Origin of the sequence: Sulfurimonas sp. NW9 (assembly GCF_051132275.1) — a bacterium.
Taxonomy (GTDB): Bacteria; Campylobacterota; Campylobacteria; order Campylobacterales; family Sulfurimonadaceae; genus Sulfurimonas; species Sulfurimonas hydrogeniphila.
The window spans coordinates 1,322,454-1,346,160 of the sequence record NZ_CP093236.1; the positions used below are offsets into that span (position 1 = coordinate 1,322,454).

General features: G+C 37.9%; 18 protein-coding genes, 1 tRNA gene and 2 pseudogenes. 10 read left to right on the forward strand and 11 right to left on the reverse strand.

Annotated features, from left to right (window positions below; genetic code table 11):
- Positions 1–62: 62 nt before the first annotated feature.
- The 4 genes from acnB to MLC44_RS07540 form a co-directional block, all read right to left on the reverse strand.
- Positions 63–2,612, reverse strand: a complete 2,550-nt coding sequence (acnB, locus tag MLC44_RS07525) for a bifunctional aconitate hydratase 2/2-methylisocitrate dehydratase (RefSeq protein ID WP_434656730.1) — start codon at positions 2,610–2,612, stop codon at positions 63–65.
- A gap of 125 nt (positions 2,613–2,737) precedes the next feature.
- Complete coding sequence (locus tag MLC44_RS07530) at positions 2,738–3,130, reverse strand: putative quorum-sensing-regulated virulence factor (protein ID WP_151900260.1); 393 nt, start codon at positions 3,128–3,130, stop codon at positions 2,738–2,740.
- Positions 3,130–5,304: a DNA translocase FtsK gene (locus MLC44_RS07535; protein WP_434656737.1), complete on the reverse strand. Its 2,175-nt coding sequence runs from the start codon at positions 5,302–5,304 to the stop codon at positions 3,130–3,132. Before MLC44_RS07535 ends, MLC44_RS07530 begins: the two co-directional genes overlap by 1 nt.
- Before the next feature lie 51 nt (positions 5,305–5,355).
- The gene (locus tag MLC44_RS07540; RefSeq protein WP_434656750.1) at positions 5,356–7,440 is read right to left on the reverse strand and encodes a flagellar biosynthesis protein FlgL; all 2,085 of its coding nucleotides are present in this window, start codon (positions 7,438–7,440) and stop codon (positions 5,356–5,358) included.
- A 149-nt stretch (positions 7,441–7,589) separates the two neighbouring features.
- On the opposite strand from MLC44_RS07540, the gene MLC44_RS07545 reads away from it, so the two are divergent.
- The 10 genes and pseudogenes from MLC44_RS07545 to MLC44_RS07590 all read left to right on the forward strand — a co-directional run bounded on the left by MLC44_RS07545 (position 7,590) and on the right by MLC44_RS07590 (position 16,934).
- A tRNA-Leu gene (locus MLC44_RS07545) sits at positions 7,590–7,673 on the forward strand.
- Between the two features lie 38 nt (positions 7,674–7,711).
- A complete protein-coding gene (flgA, locus tag MLC44_RS07550; protein ID WP_434656755.1) occupies positions 7,712–8,587 on the forward strand; it encodes a flagellar basal body P-ring formation chaperone FlgA in 876 nt (291 codons plus the stop codon).
- Complete coding sequence (locus MLC44_RS07555) at positions 8,584–9,126, forward strand: UbiX family flavin prenyltransferase (protein WP_151900256.1); 543 nt, start codon at positions 8,584–8,586, stop codon at positions 9,124–9,126. Before flgA ends, MLC44_RS07555 begins: the two co-directional genes overlap by 4 nt.
- The gene (gene coaD, locus MLC44_RS07560) at positions 9,113–9,595 is read left to right on the forward strand and encodes a pantetheine-phosphate adenylyltransferase (protein ID WP_434656757.1); all 483 of its coding nucleotides are present in this window, start codon (positions 9,113–9,115) and stop codon (positions 9,593–9,595) included. The genes MLC44_RS07555 and coaD overlap by 14 nt, the downstream gene beginning before the upstream one ends.
- A complete protein-coding gene (tmk, locus tag MLC44_RS07565) occupies positions 9,595–10,188 on the forward strand; it encodes a dTMP kinase (protein WP_151900254.1) in 594 nt (197 codons plus the stop codon). The genes coaD and tmk overlap by 1 nt, the downstream gene beginning before the upstream one ends.
- A 6-nt stretch (positions 10,189–10,194) precedes the next feature.
- A pseudogene (gene hisS, locus MLC44_RS07570) lies at positions 10,195–11,408 on the forward strand (histidine--tRNA ligase).
- Entirely contained in the window at positions 11,409–13,136 is a 1,728-nt protein-coding gene (locus tag MLC44_RS07575; protein WP_151900252.1) for an FMN-binding glutamate synthase family protein, read from the forward strand. It begins immediately after the preceding pseudogene.
- Positions 13,137–13,144: 8 nt separating this feature from the next.
- A complete protein-coding gene (gene speA, locus MLC44_RS07580) occupies positions 13,145–14,974 on the forward strand; it encodes a biosynthetic arginine decarboxylase (protein WP_346388798.1) in 1,830 nt (609 codons plus the stop codon).
- Between the two features lie 8 nt (positions 14,975–14,982).
- Positions 14,983–15,684, forward strand: coding sequence for a serine O-acetyltransferase (gene cysE / locus MLC44_RS07585; RefSeq protein ID WP_151900250.1), 702 nt, complete (start codon positions 14,983–14,985; stop codon positions 15,682–15,684).
- A gap of 77 nt (positions 15,685–15,761) precedes the next feature.
- Positions 15,762–16,934 (forward strand): pyridoxal phosphate-dependent aminotransferase, encoded by a 1,173-nt coding sequence (locus MLC44_RS07590; protein ID WP_418640357.1) that lies wholly within the window; start codon positions 15,762–15,764, stop codon positions 16,932–16,934.
- Between the two features lie 8 nt (positions 16,935–16,942).
- On the opposite strand, the gene MLC44_RS07595 is transcribed toward MLC44_RS07590, so the two are convergent.
- The 7 genes and pseudogenes from MLC44_RS07595 to ilvA all read right to left on the reverse strand — a co-directional run bounded on the left by MLC44_RS07595 (position 16,943) and on the right by ilvA (position 23,705).
- A complete protein-coding gene (locus MLC44_RS07595; RefSeq protein ID WP_193149839.1) occupies positions 16,943–17,146 on the reverse strand; it encodes a hypothetical protein in 204 nt (67 codons plus the stop codon).
- Between the two features lie 20 nt (positions 17,147–17,166).
- Entirely contained in the window at positions 17,167–18,117 is a 951-nt protein-coding gene (lpxD, locus tag MLC44_RS07600; RefSeq protein ID WP_346388801.1) for a UDP-3-O-(3-hydroxymyristoyl)glucosamine N-acyltransferase, read from the reverse strand.
- A gap of 4 nt (positions 18,118–18,121) precedes the next feature.
- The gene (ilvN, locus tag MLC44_RS07605; protein WP_151900246.1) at positions 18,122–18,598 is read right to left on the reverse strand and encodes an acetolactate synthase small subunit; all 477 of its coding nucleotides are present in this window, start codon (positions 18,596–18,598) and stop codon (positions 18,122–18,124) included.
- Positions 18,598–20,294: pseudogene (locus MLC44_RS07610) on the reverse strand (acetolactate synthase large subunit). The gene ilvN and the pseudogene MLC44_RS07610 overlap by 1 nt, the downstream one beginning before the upstream one ends.
- 80 nt (positions 20,295–20,374) lie before the next feature.
- Positions 20,375–20,626 (reverse strand): hypothetical protein, encoded by a 252-nt coding sequence (locus MLC44_RS07615; RefSeq protein ID WP_434656759.1) that lies wholly within the window; start codon positions 20,624–20,626, stop codon positions 20,375–20,377.
- Positions 20,627–20,718: 92 nt separating this feature from the next.
- Positions 20,719–22,500 carry a WD40 repeat domain-containing protein gene (locus MLC44_RS07620; protein WP_434656761.1) on the reverse strand — a complete coding sequence of 594 codons (1,782 nt, stop codon included), beginning with the start codon at positions 22,498–22,500 and terminating at the stop codon, positions 20,719–20,721.
- Positions 22,501–22,502: 2 nt separating this feature from the next.
- Positions 22,503–23,705: a threonine ammonia-lyase gene (gene ilvA / locus MLC44_RS07625; RefSeq protein WP_346388804.1), complete on the reverse strand. Its 1,203-nt coding sequence runs from the start codon at positions 23,703–23,705 to the stop codon at positions 22,503–22,505.
- Between the last annotated feature and the right edge of the window lie 2 nt (positions 23,706–23,707).

Sequence of the window (23,707 nt, forward strand, 5' to 3'; positions counted from 1 at the left end):
TTATTGCACTGTGAATTTAGTTCAACTTGGCAGAATGAAATTTAGTTTCATTCTGCATACAGCTAGTTAAGCTTATAATCTTTGATTAGGTTGAAGTTTAGATATTTATAGATATCATCTTCTTTCCCTTCTATTTTTTTCGTTAACTCCAAGTACTCTTCTTTTGTCGGAATTTTTCCAAGAAGTGAACATACCGCTGCAAGTTCAGCAGAACCAAGATAAACCTGTGCTTCTTTTCCTAAACGGTTGTCAAAGTTACGTGTTGATGTTGAAAACACTACTGCACCATCTGATACACGTGCCTGATTCCCCATACATAATGAACATCCCGGAACTTCTGTTCTTGCACCTGCAGCACCAAAGATTGCATAGTAGCCATCTTCTACAAGTTGTTTCTCATCCATTTTTGTCGGAGGGCAAACCCATAAACGGGTAGGAACAGCACCTTCGCCTTTTAATACTTCACCAAGTGCACGGTAGTGGCCGATATTTGTCATACATGAACCGACAAATACTTCATCAATTTTATGCGGACGTTTAGGGTCAGCTAAAATCTCTGAAAGTGTAGCAACATCATCCGGATCATTCGGGCATGCCAAAATAGGCTCTGTGATTTGATCCAAATCAATCTCAAGTACTGCCGCATATTCTGCATCTTCATCCGCTTTCATCAGTTCAGGTTTTTCCAACCACTCTTCCATTTTCACAATACGACGTGCCAATGTACGATGGTCTTCATATCCTGCATCAATCATAGAATTTAAAAGTGTAATATTAGATTTTAAGTACTCAATAATTGGTTCTTTGTCTAACTGAACTGTACATGCTGCAGCAGAACGTTCTGCTGATGCATCTGACAATTCAAATGCCTGTTCGGCTTTCAGATCAGGCAAGCCCTGAATTTCCAAAATACGCCCGGCAAAAATATTTTTCTTTCCTTTTTTCTCAACTGTCAAAAGACCTTCTTTTATAGCCTGATGCGGAATAGCATTAACCAAGTCACGTAATGTGATTCCCGGTTGCATTTTTCCTTTAAATTTTACAAGAACTGATTCCGGCATAGTCAAAGGCATAGAACCTGTAACTGCTGCAAATGCAACGATTCCGGAACCGCCTGGAAAAGAGATACCGATAGGAAAACGAGTATGTGAATCTGCACCCGTACCTACAGTATCCGGAAGAACCATTCTGTTTAGCCATGAGTGGATAATACCGTCACCAGGACGAAGAGCAACACCTGAACGGTTTGCAATAAAGTCAGGTAATGTATGGAACATCTTAATATCTGACGGTTTTGGATACGCAGATGTATGACAGAAAGTCTGTAATACCAAATCAGCATTGAACCCAAGCGCAGCAAGTTCTTTGATCTCATCTCTTGTCATAGGACCTGTTGTGTCTTGAGAACCGACTGTACTCATTTCAGGCTCACAATACATACCCGGACGAACACCATCCATTCCACATGCTTTACCAACCATTTTTTGTGCTAAAGTATACCCTTTACCAGTATCTTCAGGCTGATCAGGTGTTAAGAAAATATCAGCCGGAGCTTTTCCTAAAACACTGCGTGCTTTGTTTGTAAGCCCACGACCGATAATAAGTGGAATACGACCGCCTGCACGTACTTCATCAGTAATAGTATTTGGTTTTAATGTAAATGTAGCGATGCATTTACCGTCTTTATGTGCTTCACCTTTATACGGATAGATGTCAATAACATCACCTGTTTCCATTTGAGAAACATCAAGTTCGATTGGAAGTGCTCCCGAGTCTTCTGCTGTTGCAAAGAAAATAGGTGCGATTGTTCCGCCAAGAACTACACCGCCGGTACGTTTGTTTGGAACACCCGGAATATCCTCTCCCATGTGCCACTGTACAGAGTTGATACCTGATTTACGGCTTGAACCGGTACCTACAACATCACCAACATAGGCAACAGGATGACCAAGCTCTTTCAGTCTGTTAATAGTTCCGATAGGATCTTCCATTTTTGCAGCAAGCATAGAGTTTGCATGCAAAGGAATGTCTGAACGTGTAAATGCTTCAGAAGCAGGAGACAAATCATCAGTGTTTGTTTCACCAGGAACTTTAAATACGGTAACAGTTAATTTTTCAGGAAGTTCAGGTTTTTTTGTAAACCAGTCAGCGTCTGCCCATGCATTTAAAACGTGAGTTGCTGCAGTCACACCTTTTTTGTGCAACTCTTCAACATCATTGAACGCATCATATACCAATAATGTACTGGAAAGTGCTTCAATAGCTGCTGCAACAACTTTTACATTTTTTGACGTTAAAGCATCAATTAATGGTTTCACATTGTATCCGCCAAGCATCATACCAAGCATTTGGACAGCTTTTTCAGGTGGAATAGCTGCCACATGATGTTCTTCACTTGCCAATTCGTTTAAAAATGCTGCTTTGACATAGGCTGCATCATCTACACCCGGAGATACACGATTTTCTAAAAGATCCAGCATCTCTTCAATATATTCACCTGTTTTAATAAACTCGATAACTTCTACTGTCTGTTCAGCAGTAAGAGGTAATGGAGGGACACCAAGTGCCGCTCTTTCTTCTACATGTGCTTTATAGTCTTCTCTAAATCCCATAATACTTCCTATTGTAAATTTAATTTGGGGACATTATAGCTAAAAGAAAAGTAATCATATCGACAGTGTTACGAATCTATACATCTATATTGCGTAAAATTACTTCATTGTATAGAAAAGTAACACTAGAGTCTGCGTTTTGCAATTTCAGTGCAGATAATTTCTCTGTCACTGCCCATATAGTTGTTTTTGAGCCATAACAGATAAGAATCAGGCAGTTCATTGTAAAGCATTCCTTTGTATTGCCCAAAAGAAATTCTGGCGCTGGTTTGCGGAGCACAAACAGCTTCCTCAACCAAAGCTTCTACATGTAACATATCAAGAAGTTTTACAAATTCCCGATATTCAAGTTTTTTTCCAATACTGAATGTGTAGGCAGTAAAATCAAAGTACCCTTTTCTTTGCGCAACAAATGCTTCTATTTCCTGTATCTGTTCAACACGTAATTTTTCCAGATTCTTTACATGTACACAAAAAGAATCTTTTTGTTTCATAAATATAAAATGCGGTTTTGGCATTACAATATCTCTCTGACACCCTTGGCATTTGGAGAAGAGAGAACTCCTTCATTTTCAAGCTGTTCTATCACTCTTGCAGAACGGTTATATCCAATCTGTAGTTTTCTTTGCAGATAAGAAATAGATGTTTTTCTGTCAGTTAAAACTACATTTTTCGCCTCTTCGTACAAAGGATCAAGCTCTTCATAGCTTTCATTAGAGCCTGAAGCAGAACCACCTTCGGCATTCGTCTCTTCTATCAAAAAGCTTTTGTCATAATTTGGTTCTCGCTGCGCTTTAATAAAATCTACTATCTTCTCTATCTCTTCTTCTGTAGCCCACGGAGCATGCAGGCGTACCAAAGCCGGCGAACCCGGAGGCGTAAAAAGCATATCTCCACGCCCCAGAAGTGATTCTGCACCCATTTGGTCTAAAATGATTTTTGAATCAATCTTTTGTCCCACTCTGTAGGATATGCGTGAAGGCAGGTTGGCTTTAATAAGTCCCGTAACAACATCTACAGACGGTCTTTGTGTCGCGATGATAAGATGAATTCCACAGGCACGTGATTTTTGCGCAAGTCTTGCGATGGAAAGTTCAACATCTTTGCCGCTTGTCATCATCAGGTCAGCCAATTCATCAATAATTACGACTATATAAGGGAAATGTTCACCACCCTCTTTTTTTACTTTTTCATTATAATTTTCAATATTTTTTGTACGACTCTCAGCCATGAGTTCGTAACGCCGTTCCATTTCACCGACCATATTGTTAAGTGAGACAATAGCCTGTTTTGGCTTTGTAATGACAGGAGTAAGCAGATGCGGGATATCATTATATATGGAAAACTCAAGCATTTTCGGGTCAATCATCAAAAGACGCAGCTGATCAGGAGAATTTTTATATAAAAGTGAAAGTATCATAGCATTGATCCCGACACTTTTCCCGCTTCCTGTTGTACCTGCTATAAGCAAATGCGGCAACTTTTTTAAATCAGTAATAAAAGGCTTGCCTACAATGTCTTTTCCAAGCGCTATAGTAAGTGGTGAGGCCGAGTCTTTAAAGAGTTTGTCATCTAAAAGTTCACGCAGATAAATGGTATCTACTGCTTCATTGGGAATCTCTATTCCGACAACATCTTTTCCCGGGATAGGTGCCTGAATACGAATAGTCTCCGCTGAAAGCGCCATCGCCAAATCATCTTGGAGGTTAAGTATTTTACTCACTTTCACATTGGCTGCCGGTTTAAACTCAAAGGTAGAAACTACAGGACCTGCATAGGTACGCACAACATCTCCGTCAATTTTAAAATGTGCCAGCTTTTCAATAAGATAGCGTATCTTGTCATCAAGCTCTTTTTCATCCACATTATGTGTTGTTTTATTCGGCTTTTGCAAAAAATCTACAGAAGGCAGCTTAAAGTTTTTGGGTTTTTCTACCTTCCCTTTTTCAATATTAGCCAAGAGTTTTGCATTTTCTTCAAGCTCATCAACGATAACAGTATTTTTATGCTCTTTTACATCCGCGGCAATATCTAAAATAGTTTTTTTTGTCTCACTTGTTTCTTCTGCCGGTACATGCTTTTTTTCTTTTCTTAGATATGCCGGTTTGTCTATTTCTTCATCTTGGGTTTGTTCAACATACTCTGTCTCTTTGTTCTCTTCTTTTTGCATGATTTCATCTTGTTGCAAGGTCTCACTCTGTTCCTTTTCAACAAAAGTTGCTGCATTCTTCGGTTTATTGGATTTGAGTGAAGATATGACTACATGTAAGATCTCCGAACTGCTTTTATCAAAAAGAATCACCATGGCAACCGCCGTAATAATAAACCAAAATACCCATAATCCGAAAACACCTATATAGGGAGATAAAAAGTCTACAAAATCTGCACCGAATTTTCCTCTGTATTCATTTGTAACAAGTAAGGCCTGTGCGATAAGAAAAGAGCATAAAAGCAAAAAAGAAGCAACACCCAGTTCTAACTTTCTAAAACCAAAAGATGTATCTTTATACAGAAAATACAAAGGAAACAGCAGCACAAAGAGATATACAAACGATATATAACCAAAATAAAGCTGATTGTAAGAAGAAAAAGTAGCACCATAACTGCCCATAAGCCCAGTTGGACCAAAAAGAGTTGAAAAACCGAGATAAATTAATACACCAAAAATGATAATAAACAGAGTATCTTTCAAGCTAGAAAACCTTTATAGTAAGAAGGGATAAATAATATATAAAAGTATATCCTATAAATAATTTACCAGACTTAATTGCGAAATTTTCCCCACAGTTGAGAGCATCGCCTGATAGTTTAAGCTGAGTTGAGACAAACGCAAAGAGGCCTCTGCAATGTCTGTGTCTATTACTTCAGAGCGCAGGGTCATTGTACTGACTTCCAGCAGACTTGTTCTTTCGAGTGAAGTGTTTAAGGTATTTGACTGTGCACCGACAACCGAATGGCTTCTGGAGACATGTGACTGCAGTTTGTCTATTGCTGCAAGCGCATTTTCTATTCCTTGATTTCGCATATTTCCGCTGGAACTGTCCGGATAAAGTTTATGATCTTCTACAGCACTAATGGCTTCATCAAGATTTTTAAAAAAATCTGTTTTTGGATCAACAATAGTTAAAGCGTTGTTTGCATTAAAGGTCATAACAGAAGCATCTGCTGTAAAATTATCACTGTTAGCATCATAAAGTGCTATTGTCGATTGTGTCTGAGTAGCAGTCAAGTCAGTGAATTTCAACTTTCCGTCATATGTTAAAGATGTAGTACCTTGCAGATTTGAAGCTTTTATTGCATCATCATAGTCAATAGCTTCCTGTGCTTTATTTCCAGAAGTATTGTCAGTCGCCGGATAGGTGCCTGTTATTACCATATTCACGACATCCATGAGCTGCTGATAGGTTACATTGTCAGCATCCGTGGCTGTTCTTGGAGTCTGCATATTAAAAATATCATAAGTATTTCCACCAATTGTAAAAGTTGAACCTGCGGAATCTAAATTTATTGTTGCGGTATAAGGATTACCGTTAATATCATTTCCTTCCAGATTCAATACGGTTGCATCAAGCGTACCGGGTGTTCCCTGAGACAAATCAGCTACTTCTGAAATTTTTGCAGATGGAGAGGCAAAGGCATTTGTCTCTTTTAGAATCTGAGGGACATTTGATGTGAGTTCTGCGCCGCTTTTGGAAAATTGTGTTCTGTCATACACTATCCCTTCTATATTGCTGGCTGCACCGGCAGCCGGTATGAAACCTGACTGGATAAACTCTTTGACATAGAGGCTTGATGTAGCAGTTCCGTCTTTTATTTTTGCATAATCTTTTTCACCGACATCCAGCAAATCTATATCATTTACGAGTGCATCATTGTTTTGGGTATCACCGTTTTCATCTGTCGTCAAATCAAAATCAACCGCCCCCACCATATGAAAATCCAGTTTGCTTGAACCTTTCTGTTTGTCTTGGACAACAATCTGTCCATTTGCATTTAAACTTACATTAACAACATTTATACTGCCGTTGTTTCCGTATGCTTTGCCTATTTCATCCAGTAAATCGCTTACTTTTGCCGTATCGTCAAACTCTTTTCTGACTTTAAAGGCGGTGCCGTCACTTCTAGTCCCTCTGATATAAAAATAATTTTTGTTGACTGTAGTTGTATCATCATCTATATCACCCATCAAATCTCTAATACTGCTGTCTGTAGTAATTATTCCACCGTTAATCAAATCATTGTTGATTACATTTGTTGTGATTTCTCTTTTTGTATTTTGTTCTTCGCCTAAAAAAAGTTCTGTTCCGGTGAGATTATACTTTTGTGTGGAATTTGAACCAAGCACAGAGTTCATTCCTGCATCATTCCCCTGATATATTCCGTTTGCATCTATCGGTTTTGTATTGACAGCAGAACCAGAAAATAAAAACTGCCCGTTAATCGAAGTGTTTGCCAGGTTTTTAAAATGTTTTTCCAAACCCCGAAGCTCTCCGGCTATGGCATCAAGAGAGTCAGGGCTGTGTGTGCCGTTTGCGGCATTTATAAGCAGAGTCTTCATTCTGTCAAGTGAAGTTTCAAACTCATTGAGAACAACATCTGTCTGATTTGAAATTTTATACCCGCTTTCTGTACTCTTTTTCACCTGCCCTATTGTAACGAGCTCATTGTCAAGCCGCATAGTTTCTGTAAATGTTCTTACATCATCTTTGGCATATTGAATTTTCAATCCTGAGGCAATCTGCTTATTTACATCAAAAAGTTCATTGTTTATTTTTAAATTATTTGTAGCATACAGACTGTTGTAATACATACTTGATGTTACACGCATAATATCTCTCCGTTTTCAAAATATTGTTTGGTTTCTGGCAATTATTGGCAAAGTATAGCAATAAAAGTTCCATTTAATGGTATTATCGGCCAAATATTATTTACTTTTAAGTAAATTCCTACTATCATTCCAACTTCAACAGCTGATTTGCCAGAGTGATGGAACGGTATACATAGCGGATTCAAAATCCGCCGCCTCACGGCTTAGGGGTTCAAATCCCCTCTCTGGTACCACTTTTTACAGTTGTTAGTTCTCAAAATGAGAGATACTTATGTTATTTCTAAAAATAATTCTTCTACTCATCTCTTTTTCAACTATTTTCGCTGCCAACACTCTTCGAAGCAATTATTATATAAAAAATGATTTTATTATGCTTTCAGATATTGTACCTGTAAGTAAAAAAAATGACAGAAAACTTTTTGATATAGACAAAAACAGACATTCAAAACGTATACAAAAAAAAGAACTTTTAAAAATACTTCACAAAAGCGGTTTTGACAACTTTACTTCAAAACACAGTTACATACAGTTCACAAAAAAAAGCCCTATCAATACAACGTATATAAAAAACAGTATAAAAAAGCACTATAAAGAAAAATATAAAAATATAAAAATATCTACAATAACACTCTTTCCCACACATTATATGGAAGAACTCCCAAAACGCTACACTGTTCATTTTAGCACCAAAGCACACTTGTCCAACAAGGGCATTTTATATATAAAAACAGATGATAATAAAAAAATATTTTTTAAATATAAAATTTTAGCCACTGTTTCCATTTTGTTTGCCAGAAAAAACATCAAAAAAGATAATGAACTCACCAATATAAATACACAAAAAAAGAGTATAATACTGGATAAATTCAAAGCGATGCCGTTAGAGGGTTTACATGTAAAGCACTACCAAAGTAAGCACAACATTAAAGCAGGTAATATCATAACAAAAAGAGATGTTGTCGGTTTGTTTTTAGTCAAACGCGGCTCGAGTGTCAGTGTTAATTTTAACAACAATGCAATACATATCTATTTTTCTGCAAAAGCACTTCAAAACGGAAGACTTGGAGACACTGTCAGTGTTATAAAGAGAAATGGAAAAAAAATAAGAGTTGTTATAACCGGAAAGAACAAAGCAGAGGTACAATGAAAAAAAGAAAAATAGTAGTTGCAAGCAGTGGGGCCAGTGGTGTGAACCTTGGTCTGAAAATCATTCAGCTTCTTCCTGAATCTGTTGAAAAACATTTTATCATGACAGAAAATTCAGAAAAAGTACTTGTACATGAAATGAGTAATGTCACTGCCCATAATAATAAAAACATTGCAGCCTCTGTTGCATCAGGCTCTTTTGGGGTTGATGCTATGATTATCGCACCGTGTTCTATGAATACACTGGCAAAAATAGCCTGTGGAATTTCGGACAACTTGATTACACGGTGCGCTGCAGTTGTAATCAAAGAACAGAAAAAGCTTATTTTAGCACCGAGAGAGATGCCTTTTTCTGCCATTAATTTAGAGAATATGCATAAACTTGCAAGCCTTGGTATCATTATTGCGCCGCCTGTTATGGCATATTATTCAAAGCAGCAGACACTTGATGAAATGGAAAATTTTCTCATTGGCAAATGGTTTGATTTACTGGAAATTGAAAACAGTTTATATAAAAGGTGGCAAATTGAAGAGTCGTAAAATCGCTTTATACCCGGGAACATTTGATCCGATAACAAATGGACATTTTGATATTATCGAACGTGCAAAAAATTTATTTGATGAAGTGATTGTCGCTGTTGCTCAGTCAAAAGACAAAAATCCCATGTTTAGCCTCGAACAAAGAATAAAAATGGTCGAAATTGCCGTCAAAGACATCAAAGATGTCCGTGTTACAGGTTTTGACAACCTTACTATAGATCTGGCACACGAACACGATGCAAGGGTGCTTATACGAGGGCTTCGTGCTGTAAGTGACTTTGAATACGAGTTGCAACTCGGCTATCTCAATAACTCCCTTGATGAAAACATAGAAACGGTCTATTTGATGCCAAAACTCAAACATGCTTTTATCAGTTCTTCTATTGTCAGGAATCTTTTAAAGTTTAACGGAAAAACAGATCACCTCTTACCAAAAGAGGTACAGCAGGTTATAGGGAGTCTGCGCTGATGTATATTGCAATAGAAGGTATTGATACAGCCGGGAAAAGTACACAGATAGAAGCACTGAAAAAGTACTTTCCTGATGCAGTCATTACAAAAGAACCCGGTGGAACTGCTATAGGACAAGAAATTCGCAGACTTGTTTTGAGTGCAAAAACAAAAAGCAAAAGAGCAGAGTTTCTTCTTTTTCTTGCAGACAGAGCAGAACATATAAAAGAGGTAATAGAACCAAATCTGCACAAAATGATTATTTCAGACAGAAGTGCTGTAAGTGGTGTCGCCTATGCACTCACCCAGGGAAGTATCAGTAAAAAAGATTTGATCAGTCTGAATGATTTCGCAACAAAAAAAATATATCCCCAGGCAATCTTTTTACTGCGTCTGACAAAACAGGAACTCAAATACAGACTTTCGCAAAAAAAACTTGACGGCATTGAACTCAGAGGCAGTGAATATTTGTTAAAGATTCAAGAGAGTATCAAAGAAGCAAGTCTTCTTCTGGGTGTGCCGTTGATTGAAATTGATGCCACAAAAAACAGAGATGAAATCACAAAAGAAATATTAGATAATATTAAAAATGAAACAATGCTAAAAGGATAAAGAATTATGATTAAATCACTAAGAGGTATGAATGATATACTTGATGAAAACGAATCAAAACGATTTACTTATTTTTTGGATGTGGCACAAAACATTGCCAGAAGATATGGTTTTCACTATATAGAAACACCACTTTTAGAAGAGACGGCACTTTTTAAACGCAGTGTCGGAGAGAGCAGTGACATTGTCGGCAAAGAGATGTACCAGTTTACGGACAAGGAGACAATGATGTATGTCTGCGCCCTGAGGGAACAGCCGGTGTTGTACGGGCTTTTATTCAAAAAAAATTAGACAAAGCAGGCGGGATTCACAGATTTTTTTATCATGGTCCTATGTTTCGTTATGAAAGACCCCAGAAAGGACGTTTGAGAGAGTTTCATCAGTTTGGAGTTGAAAGTTTCGGTATTGAGAGTGTGTATGAAGATGCAAATATGATCATGATGGTCAGTGATATACTCAAAGAGCTTGGTATCGGCTACAGGTTGCAGATCAATTCACTCGGTGACAACAACTGCATGCCTGAGTACCGTGACACCCTTGTCTCTTTTATAGAAAGTATTGAGGATGAAATTTGTGAAGACTGTAAACGAAGAAAAAGTACGAACCCCATCCGTGTTCTTGACTGTAAAAATGAAAAGTGTCAATCTTTGTACGAAAATGCTCCAAAACTTTTACATTCACTGTGCGAAAACTGTGACAATGACTTTGAAAAACTGAAAAAAATACTTGATGCAAATGACATCAGCTATGAAGTAGATACGAATCTTGTACGAGGACTTGACTACTACTCCAAAACCGCTTTTGAATTTGTCAGTGACAATATAGGCAGTCAAAGTGCTATTGCCGGTGGTGGAAGATATGACAGACTTGTAGAGTTTTTAGACGGTCGCCCTACCCCTGCTGTAGGTTTTGCGATGGGTATTGAAAGACTGTTGGAACTCATACAAATGCCACAGGAATTAAGAGAAGGCTATTATCTTGGTGCTATGGACGAAGAAGCCATAGATACAATAATCACGCTGACACATAAAAAAAGGGCTACAGACAAAGCAGTTTGCGATTATAAGGCGAAAAACCTCAAAAATCATCTCAAAAGTGCGGATAAAATGAATGCAAAATACTGCTGCGTTATTGGTACAAATGAAATGAGCAACGGAACAATTTGGGTTAAAGATTTAGAAAATAAAATTGAAAAGACAATTCCGCTCAAAGAATTTTAGATGGAGTGGGTTCATGGTTTATGGCACTTTTTAGACGAATTTGTAGAATATTTTGCCGTGCTCATCATAATAGCAGTCATCGCTCTTTACATATACGACAGATATGTGCAAAGACAGCATGCTCTTCTTGTAAACTACCCGATTATAGGAAGATTTCGTTATTTTTTTGAGGCCCTCCGTGAACCACTGCGTCAATATTTTGCAGAAGAATCTTTTTATGACTCCAAAGACAAGGTTGACTGGGTGTATACAGCAGCCAAGAACAAACCAAACTACCAGTCATTTTCCGTAAGCCAGCCCTTTTCAGGATCAAGATTTATCTTAAAACATGCTACAAGTGTTTTAAACGATGAGGAGGTTGATCAAAACATGCAGGTAGTTTTTGGAAAGAACAGAAAATACCCTTTTGTATCGCAAACACCGATTATCCGTTCTGCTATGAGTGACGGTGCCCTGTCTCCCGAAGCAGTAAGAGCCTTTAGCTTAGCGGGAAGAGATTCCAACCTGACAATCAATACAGGAGAAGGCTCACTTACTTCCAACCATCTTTTTACCCTCAAAATAGATCCGAACAATTCAAAATATCTTGAAGTTGTCAAAAGTACCCCTTTTGCAGAACTTGCTTTTAAAATCGGAGATTTTTTCTTTAATAAAAAAGTAGCGCTGAAATGGTACAGAGATATTTTACTGAATGAAAAAACCCAAAATACCTATATTTATGATACCTCCAGCCACCTTCTTTTTCGTGTGAACTGGGAAGCAGCCATAGAATATTTTCCGCGGGAAGTTCCAAAGGAGCTGCCGGATATGATTTTTCAAATCAGTTCTGGTTTGTACGGTGTCAGAGACAAAAACGGCAATTTTGATAAAGAAAAATATAAAAAAATAATGAAATTTTGCAAAATGACTGAAATTAAAATAGCCCAGGGAGCAAAACAGACAGGCGGAAAACTCGCAGGTTCAAAAGTAACAGCGGACATAGCCTACTACCGTGGTGTTGAAGAGGGAAAAGACATCATTTCTCCCAACAGGTTCCCTTATGCAGATACAATAGAGGATCTTTTAAATTTTATTGAAAAACTGCAAAGACTCTCAGAAAAACCGGTTGGATTCAAAATAGTCATTTCAGACATAGCCTCTGTAGAAACACTGGTACAAAAACTTGCCAAAAGAAAAAATTATGGTGAATTTATACCAGATTTCATCACAGTGGACAGCGGTGAGGGTGGCAGCGCAACTGCTCCGCTTGAGCTAATGGAATCAGTAGGCCTCACAACAAACAACTCACTTTATATTCTGGATATGCTTTTAAAAAAATATAATATCAGAGAAGATGTCAAAATAATTGCCAGTGGAAAAATTCTAACACCCGATGATGCTGTCATCACCTTGTGTATGGGTGCTGATGCTGTAGGCATTGCACGTGCATTTATGATGAGTGGCGGGTGTATCCGGGCAAAAATGTGTTCTGGTTTTGGAACACATGTCTGCCCGGTCGGCATGGCAACACAGGATCCAAAAAAAAGAGCCTCCTATCTTGTAATAAAAAAAGGCATACAAATTGGACACTATCATAAAAATCTTCTTAAAAGTATGAAGACTGTCATGGCAGTAATGGGTATAAAAAGCATTAAAGACTTAAACAAAAGCCTCCTTACCTATAAAAACAGAAGTGGTGAAATATATTTTGATATTGACAAATATTTTCAGCAAAAATTTAAAATTTAGGATAAATGATGAATAATTTCGGCCTTGATATCTGGGCAAACAAAAACTTTATTATAGAAGACGGTGAAATCAAACTTAATTACAAATCTATGCCTTCTCTGCTTGATATAGTCAACAATATACGGGCAAAAGATGTTAAAGGACCTCTCCTTTTACGATTTCCTCATTTGGTCAAAAGACAGATTAAAACACTCTACAACTATTTTGAAAAAGCTATTGAAGAAAACAGCTATAAAGGAAAGTTTAAAGCTGTTTTTCCGCTCAAAGTAAACCAGTTTCCGGCAGCTGTTGAGGCAATTACATCACAGGGTGCAAAGTATAACTACGGACTTGAAGCCGGAAGCAAGGCTGAACTTATTTTGGCAATGAGCAAAGTGCTTGACGGAGCCAACATTACTGTCAACGGATTCAAAGACGAAGAGATGCTTACGCTGGGATTTATAGCAGCACACAGTGGTCAAAATATCACCATCACCATAGAAGGGCTCAATGAACTTGAAACCATTATTGATGTAGCTTCCAAATCCAATTTAAAAGTTCCAAATATCGGCATACGTGTCAGGCTGCACAGTGCAGGCAGCGGCATATGGGCAAAAAGCGGCGGAATGGATGCAAAATTCGGACTGACTTCAACAGAAATCATTGAGGCAATAAAACTCCTCAAAGATGCGAATTTACTTGAGAAACTGACAATGATTCATTTTCATATTGGCTCACAGATAGCAGACATTGCTCCGCTGAAAAAAGCACTCCGTGAAGCCGGAAATATCTATGCGGAACTGAAAAAAATGGGTGCTGATGCACTTTCAAGTATCAACATCGGCGGCGGTTTGGCTGTAGAATATGACCAACATGAAAAATCACATGCACGTAACTACTCAATAGATGAATTTTCAAGTTCTGTTGTTTTTTTACTTGGTGAAATCATGGACAGCAAAAATGTTGCACATCCGGATATATTTACGGAATCAGGACGTTTTATAGTTGCTTCACATGCTGTATTAATCACACCTGTTTTAGAACTTTTCACTCAGGATTATCAGGAAAAACTTTTAAATTTTAAAGAGTCAAATCCGCCTTTGGTTGAAGAACTGATAGAATTGAACAGACTTCTTAACAATGCCAACTGTATAGAATATCTTCATGATGCGCTTGATCATATGGAATCACTTTTCACGCTTTTTGATTTAGGCTATATTGATCTTCAAGACCGTTCAAACGCAGAAATTCTGGTGCATAATATTATAAAAAAAGCACTCTATCTTAAATCAGCCAATCCGACCAATGAACTCGAACAGCTCCAGATCAAGCTCCAGGAACGCTATCTCATTAATGCTTCTGTTTTTCAGAGTCTGCCTGATTACTGGGGACTGGGACAGCATTTTCCTGTGATGCCCATTCATCATTTAAACACAACCCCGCTCAGAGCAGCCTCTCTTTGGGATATTACCTGTGACAGTGACGGAGAAATAGGCTTTGATCCGGACAAACCTTTATATCTCCATGATGTTAATATTGATGAAGAAGATTATTTTTTGGCTTTTTTCAATATTGGTGCCTATCAGGAGACACTGGGAATGAACCATAATCTTTTTACACACCCCAGTGAATATACAATTTCAATCAATGACTCCGGATACAATATAACAAATGCAGTAGAATCAAAAAGTATTTTGGAGATACTTGAATCAATAGGATATGACAAACATGAAATATTAAATCAAGTTAAAAACAAACTCTCAAATGCCAGCTTTATTACAGAAAAAGAAAAAAATGATACACTGCTACAGCTAGAAAGATTTTTATATCAAAATGGCTATTTAAGAACAACAAATTAAGGATGAGCATGGGAATATTTGCCGATATCAAGGAAGACTTTTCAAATGCGTACAGAAATGATCCTGCATTAAATTCAAAAATTGATTTTTTATTTAATTACCCTGGTGTATGGGCAGTTGCATGGTACAGAATAGCGCACAAACTTTATACAAACAACTTTACCCGTACAGCAAGGGCAATCATGGGAATAACCCAAATACTTACAAATATTGACATCCACCCTGCCGCGAGTATTGGTAAGCGCGTCTTTATTGACCACGGTTTTGGAGTTGTAATCGGAGAGACTGCCATCATTGAAGATGATGTGCTCATATATCAGGGTGTAACACTCGGTGGTGTTTCTTTAACTCACGGCAAACGACATCCGACTATCAAAAAGGGAGCGGTAATCGGAGCCGGCGCAAAGATACTGGGAAACATCACAATAGGCGAATATGCAAAAATCGGTGCCAACTCGGTTGTCGTCAAAGAAGTTCCTGATTGTTCCACAGCAGTCGGTTTGCCTGCACATATCATTGAAAAAGGGAGATGTAAAGATCCTTTTATGCACAATATGCTCCCTGATATAAACAAAGAGATGTTTGAATACCTTCTCAAGCGTGTGGCTATACTTGAACATATTTTAGTAAAAGAAAATAAAGATCTTCTAGATCAAGACCTTGAACTTGAACATATATATGAATCTTTTATAAAATCAATGAAAAATTAATTTTTCGCTCTTTTCTCAACAAATATACATCTTTTTTTTAGTATAATTTATCAAATATATTATAAAAAAGGGTTCAAATGCTAGCAAAACGCATAGATAAACTATCTGAATCAATTACAATAGCAATTACAGCGCTTGCACAAGAGTTAAAAGCAGAGGGTAAAGACATTCTCAGTTTTTCAGCCGGAGAACCGGATTTTGATACACCCAGAGTTATCAAAGACGCGGCTATAGATGCAATCAACAACGGTTTTACAAAATATACCGCAGTAGATGGGATTCCGGCCATCAAAGAAGCAGTCGCTGCCAAACTCAAAAGAGATAACGGTTTAACATATGACCCTAACCAGATTATCATTAACAATGGCGCAAAACATTCCTTGTTTAATCTTTTTTCTGTAACAATTGAAAAAGGCGATGAGGTTATTATTCCTGCGCCATACTGGGTAACCTACCCTGAACTTGTAAAATATTTTGACGGGACTGTCGTAGAAATTCAGACAAGTGATGCGACTGCCTTTAAAATCACTCCCCAACAGCTCAAAAAAGCATTGACACCAAATACAAAAATGCTGATTCTTACAACACCGTCAAATCCTACCGGTGCAGTTTATTCCAAAGAAGAACTCACTGCTTTGGCAAAAGTGCTTGAAGGGACGGATGTTCTCGTAGCCAGCGATGAAATGTATGAAAAACTGATATATGACGGGGATTTTACTTCAGCAGCAGCAGTCAGTGAAGACATGTTTAAAAGAACAATCACCATCAATGGTTTAAGCAAGTCAGTTGCCATGACAGGCTGGCGTTTCGGATATATGGCATCACACCATACCGAAATTATCAAAGCAACAAAAAAACTGCAGTCACAAAGCACATCCAATGTCAATACCATGACACAGTATGCTGCTATTGCAGGACTTGACGGCAGTGCAGATGAAGATATAGAAATGATGCGAAAAGAGTTTATCAAGCGTCGTGATGAAGCTGTAGAACTTTTTAATAAAATCAACGGACTCAGTGTTTTAAAACCGGATGGTGCTTTTTATCTTTTTGTCAATATTCAAGAAGTCAGTAATGATTCACTAGGCTTTGCAAAAGAACTTTTAGCAGCCAAAGGTGTAGCCGTTGTTCCTGGTGTTGGTTTTGGAAGCGAAGGGTATTTCAGATTCAGTTTTGCTACGGGAATTGCAACTATCAGAGAAGGTATTAAAAGAATTGATGAGTTTGTGCAGGAACTCAAAGCAAAGTAGGCAAAAACCTACTTTAGCTCAGATAAAGCCTTTATGACTTCTTCTAAATTATCCAATGGAATATGAACTTTCCATTCCGGATTTTGGGCATCACCTGAGAGTGAAATTCCTATACTAGCTACAGTACCGCTTCCCTCACCATATGGTTCCTCAAGTTTTGTTACCGATATAACACCGTTTTTTGTTCCGCTTAACGGGATTGTTTTTGACATACTAACTCCTTGTTGTGTTTTTACTTGATAAGTCTAGCAAGTTTTGCCTGAAGTTTAAGCCATTGTCTGTGCCCCATCAAAGGAAAACCTGCATATGTCTTTCCGGGTTCTTTTACAGAGTTTGTTATTCCGCTTCGTGCAGCAAAAGTTGAAAAAGGGGCAACCTCCAGGTGACCGGCTGCGGCAGCCTGCCCGCCCATAACAACATTTCTGCCAAGTTTTGTTGAACCTGCAAGACCAGACTGAGAAACCATAACACAATACTCACCGATTTCACAGTTATGTCCAATCTGCACAAGATTGTCAATGCGTGTTCCTTTTTTTATCAAAGTAGAGCCAAAAACAGCTCTGTCAATACTGGTATTGCTTCCAATTTCAACATCATCTTCTACAACTACATTCCCATTTTGATAAATCTTTTTATGCTCACCTTTTTCATTTGTCGCAAATCCGAATCCGTCAGAACCTATAACTGTGTTTGCATGGATTATACAGTCATTGCCGATTTGACAGTCTCTGTATATTGTCACACTAGGATAAATAACTGTATTGTTTCCTATAACACTTTTTGCACCTATATAAACATGTGCCAAAACTATACAATTATCACCGATTACCGCACCATTTGCTATTTCAGCCTTGGGAGAAATTTTTGAATTTTTCCCAATCTGCGGGAGAGGAAGTCTCTCATCTTCTACGGGCGGCGCAAAATATTTTGAGAGTATGGCCATGGACCAATAAGGGTTTTTTGTTACCAAAGGAATACAGTTTGCAGGGAGTTTTGAAGCTAATTTTTCAGAAATTATAACTGCTGCAGCTTTTGTATTTTCGAGATCTTTTACATATTTTGAGTTGGACACAAAAGAGACTTCATTCTCTTTTGCATCTTTAAGAGTATTTATTCCTACAATATCAATATCATTGTCGACAATACTACACTCTAATGTTGAAGCTATTTTACTCAGCTTCATCTTTTTATCTCTCTAAAGCAACAGCGCCGCTTCTGACTATCTCTTTTGGATTATATTTTTTAATCGCCTGTAGATAGTGATCGACTCTTTTGGGCTCGTCAGCAACCATGGTTATAATGACATCATTACCAACATTGACTATTTTTCCATTGTAAGCATTACAGATAGCGCTGATATCACTTATGTTTTCTGTAATAGGAAATTTGACCAGTGCCATCTCTTTTTCAACCAAATCTGCATGTTCATAAACCCGTAAAACAGGAATGAGTTTGTGCAACTGTTTTGTTATCTGCTCAATCACACGCACCGAACCTGATGTGACAATTGTCAAACGGGAATATTTACTCTCAGGAATTGGGGCAACAGTCAAGGATGTAATGTTGTAGCCACGTCCGGAAAAAAGATCGGTAATTCGGGACAATACACTCGCTTCATTCACAACGATAACGGAAACTACTCTTCTTTCTGTATTGTCAGTCATTATTTACTCTCCTTTTTCTCTAATAACATCATATTAAACAGGCTTCCGCCTGATGGAACCATTGGCATAACATTTTCAAACCGTTCAACTTTAACATCAATAAATGCAACAATATTCTTTTCTACAGCCTCTTTTAAAGCGGCATCAAATTCCTCTTTTGTAGTAACTCTGTACCCTATTCCGCCAAAAGCTTCCGCAAGTTTTACAAAATCCGGCTGTACAGAAAGATCTGTCTCACTGTGGCGTTTGTCATAAAAGAGTGTCTGCCATTGGCGAACCATACCCAAAAAATTATTATTCAGAATAATATTGATTACCGGTAATTTTTTCTCAACGGCTGTCATTAACTCCTGACAATTCATCAAAATAGAGCCGTCTCCGGTAAAGTTGATACTTGTTTTTTCAGGAACAGCCGCTTTGACACCCATAGCCGCCGGAAAACCAAAGCCCATAGTTCCGAGTCCACCGGAACTTATAAACTGACGGGGTCTCGTAAACGGATAAAACTGTGCCGCCCACATTTGATGCTGTCCGACATCTGTTGAAATATTTGCATCATCACCTAGAAGCTCACCTACACGTTTTACTACCCACTGTGGCTTGATATTTTCTGTATCTTCATGAAATGTCAGTGGATGCAACTCTGCAAAATTTTCTATCGTTTCTCTCCACTGTTCATAGTTGTCACTGTTTACCATGGAGGTGAGTTTAAGCATCTCATTGACAACATTTTTCACATCACCTACTATAGGATAGTTTGCATTAACAAGCTTTGAAATACTTGCAGGATCTATATCTACATGTATAACCGCAGCATTTTTTGCAAATTCACTTAATTTTCCGGTAACACGGTCATCAAATCTGGCACCGAGGGCAATGACCAGATCTGTTTCGCTCATCGCCATATTTGCCGCATAGGAACCATGCATTCCTAGCATCCCTATAAGCAGGTCATCATCATAAGACAATGTTCCTCTGGCCATAAATGTCTCAACAGCAGGAATGCCTGTTGTATGTACCAAATCTCTTACCTCATAGGCTGCATTTGAATTAATGATACCGCCGCCGAGGTAAAACAAAGGACGTTTTGCATTTGCTATCGCCTCCATAGCTTTTTTGATTTGACGGGGATTGCCTTTGACATGCGGTTTATATGTTTCTAAATCCAGCTCCACATCATAATCAAATTCTGCAACCTGTGCAGTCACATCTTTGGGTATATCAACATGAACCGGGCCTGGACGGCCTGTTCGTGCTATATAAAAAGCCTCTTTTAGTATACGCGGCAGATCTTTTGCATCTGTAACAAGATAATTGTGTTTTGTACAGGAACGGCTTATTCCAACCGCATCAATCTCTTGAAAGGCATCTGTTCCGATTAAACTCATTGGAACCTGTCCTGAAATAACCACCAAAGGAATAGAATCCATGTATGCATCTGCTAAACCTGTTACAGCGTTTGTGAACCCAGGACCGCTTGTTATCATAGATACACCGACTTTTCCGCTGGCTTTTGAATAACCCTCTGCAGCATGAACCGCTGCTGCTCGTGACGAGTTAATATATGTTGAAATTTGTCTTGTTTGTAGATTTCGTCATAGACATTCATAATTGCTCCGCCAGGGTAGCCAAAAACTGTATCTACGCCTTCTGCAATTAAAGCTTCAATGACCATCTGTGCGCCACTAATTTGCATGAAAAGTCTCCTCTGTATAATATATAATTTTAAAAATTCGCTAATTATACTTCAGGAGAGCTATAATTGAGGTTAAAGCATTAATCTAAAATTGATTTTACAATCATTGAAGGCCGCCACATAGAGAGCGAACCTTTTTTTAACTGTTCTATATCCAATTTTGTATCTTTGTATCTTTTTTTAAATATTTCAAATAATATTTCTATTTGGTCGTCAATGCCAAAATTTAAAATATAATTTTTAATGCCGTTTTCTATCTCTTTGCGATCTCTTTTTTCTCTTATGGCTGTTTCGAGTTGATTTATATACGTCCAGGCAAATATAGTTGCCAAGGCTGTCGTTTTTGAACTGATATCAAAATATTTATGTAAAATGTTTTTTACCCCGTTTACATCACCGACAGCTGCAAAACTGTTTGCTTTGATTAGATCAGCATCCCATTCATTTGAAGCTTTTCTCCTGCTTTGGTTTCCTGGAGCTCTTCATATTCTGCCATCATATTATATGCCGTTTGATAATCACCACTCTCTACAGCATCATAAAATTTCTGCTTGTTTTGTATCTCTTTTAACATAAGCTCAACTTCATCTTTAAAATCTGTAAACGTACTGAGCAGATTCATCAGTTTCATAGCAGCTATATTTTCACCTTCATATACTAGTTTTTGGATTTTCATATAGATAGTGTCGGCATATTTTATCATCGAGTCATACTCCGGAAACTCCTTTAAAAAAGGGTTCTGATGAACAAGAGCAGATGCCAGTTTAAAATCTTTTTTGCCAAGAGCATTTCTGAATCTTTTATAGATTGCACCCTTTGTTAAAACATCCTGAATAAAAGTTGTTTTATTGCTGATACCTCTATAGGGAGCCAAAATCTCTTTGGCACGTTCCATCTGATTTGGCTGCAAAGCATATTTCAGTGCCTGAAACAAATCTTTTTTCCATCTCTCTTCTAAAAGTTTATATATTTTTGATTCTTTGTAAACCGGATATTGGTTTGCCAGGCTGTATGCCAGTGCCAGTTTTCCGTTTTTTGCGAGTTGTACAAATTTATCATACTCAGCATAATCACTTACAAGTTTTTGTATAACTCTGTTTTTGCTGGGAATCTTCATGAAATTTTTGAGCATTAACAGTGCCTGTTCTTTTTTCCCGTTTTGGAAAGCTTTTTTTGCCTTTTCCAATGTGTTTTCCCATAGGTTTGAAACTAAATTATATATATCCGTATAACGTAAAATAGGATTCTTTTTTACCTCTTCTTCAATTGCGTCTATGTCCTGTTTCATTAAAAGATTTTTTAATGTATCAATTTTTTCAAATATGTCATAATACATCAGGAATCCATCTTCTGTTCCAACAATAAGATGATTATGCTCATCATCAAAAGCCAAACTGACAATAGGCGAAGTAATCTTTATAAATCTCGGTGCTATCAACTCATATGTATTTAAATCATATACTAAAATATATCCTAACTTCGTACTTAAAAACAGAAATTTTTCATCACCGCTGATTACAAGCTGAGTAACATCATCATGAATACCTTCTAATCTTTGAATAACCTTACCACTGTATATATTCCAGATAATCGCTTTTGAATTTTTATCAATACTCACCAGTTTGTTTCTGCCAAAAAATTTTAGTTTCATAACTGGTGCAGAGTGGGCTTTTAACTTTTCTTTCGGAGTCATTGTTACCAGATTAAACAGTGTGATTTTTCTGTCATAACTCGCTATGGCTACCCAGTTTCCGTTTTTTGAAAAAGAGACATCATTAATGGTATCGGCATGATGGGGAAGTGTAAACACAATCTTTCCGCTTTTAACATCCAATGCAAAAGTTTTGCCGTCTTCTCCGCATGAGAACATATACCTGGAGAGCGGGTCTATACCGACACAGGAAACTTCCCCCTGGTGTCTGGTAACTCTGGCAATAGCTTTTTTTGTTTGGGCATTATAGAGTCTTGACTCTTTTGCATCTGCTGACATTGTTGCAAAATAATTGCCGTCATAGCTGTAATCCACCACATTATTTTTATAATATTTGTGTTCAATATTAACTTTAAATCCGCTTTGCACTTTCAGGCTGTCTTTGTCGTAAAACCTTACAGTAGTTTTAGAGTCTATAACAACAAGACGCTTGTCTTTTAAAATTTTTATCAAGATTACAGGATATACAATACTTTGACTTTTAACAGTTTTCATTTTCAGTCTCTCAAATAACCCTCTTTTACAAGAGCCTCTTTAATTTCTTCCTGATGCTGCTTTCCTTTTGTCTCCATATGCACGGTCACATTAGCATCTCCGTAATCCAGCGATACGGACGTTCTGTCATAAGAAATATGCACAATATTTGCATTTAACTCTTGGAGTATCTGCGTAAAACGCATCAAAGAACCCGGCTTGTCAACCAATGTGACGGTAATTTTCATTTTGCGATGAGACTTCAGAAGACCCTTTTCTATAATGACAGAAAGGAGCGTAACATCCATATTTCCCCCGCTCAGAACAACTGCAACATTTTTGTCTTTTAGATAATCCAGTTTATGATGCAGTAGTGCCGCAACACCGACAGATCCGGCTCCTTCAACCACCAGTTTTTGTTTCTCAAGTAAAAACAAAATGGCACTTGCTATCTCCTCATCATCTACACTTATTATCTCGTCCACACACTCAAGGGCATGTTTGAGAGTAACCACAGAAGTGTCGCGTACTGCTATCCCGTCGGCTATCGTTCTTACGCTTGTAGAATCAACAGCTCTTTTTAAATCATAGGAATTTTTAAATGCAGGTGCACCTTTGGCACTCACACCAATTACTTTTACAGCGGGGTTGACAGCTTTGAGAGCACTGGCCATACCGGCAATAAGTCCACCGCCGCCGACAGGAATGAGGACAGCGTCAAGTTCTTGGCATTTTTCAAGAATTTCCAAGGCTACAGTACCCTGTCCTGCCATCACCTCTTCATCTTCAAAAGGATGCACAAAAGTCAAATGATTTTTTTCGCCATACTCCTTTGCATAGGCATAGGCTTCATCATAGTTTGTGCCAGCAAGAATCACCTCTGCACCGAAATGTTTTACTCCGTCTATCTTTGTAAGCGGTGTCGATTCCGGCATTACTATCACTGCTTTTGTATCAAAAGCGGCAGCGGAGTAGGCCACCCCCTGGGCATGATTGCCGGCACTTGCTGCGACAACACCGCATTCTCTTTGCTGTGGTGTCAAAGTGGCTATTTTATTATATGCACCGCGAAGTTTAAATGCTCCTGTTATTTGCAGGTTCTCTTTTTTCAAATATACCTTGCATCCGGAAATTTCACTCAGATATGGAGCATATGAAAAAGGAGTGTTGACAACAACTTCTTCTATACGTTTATGCGCATCTTTGATTTTTTGTAAAGGAATCAAAA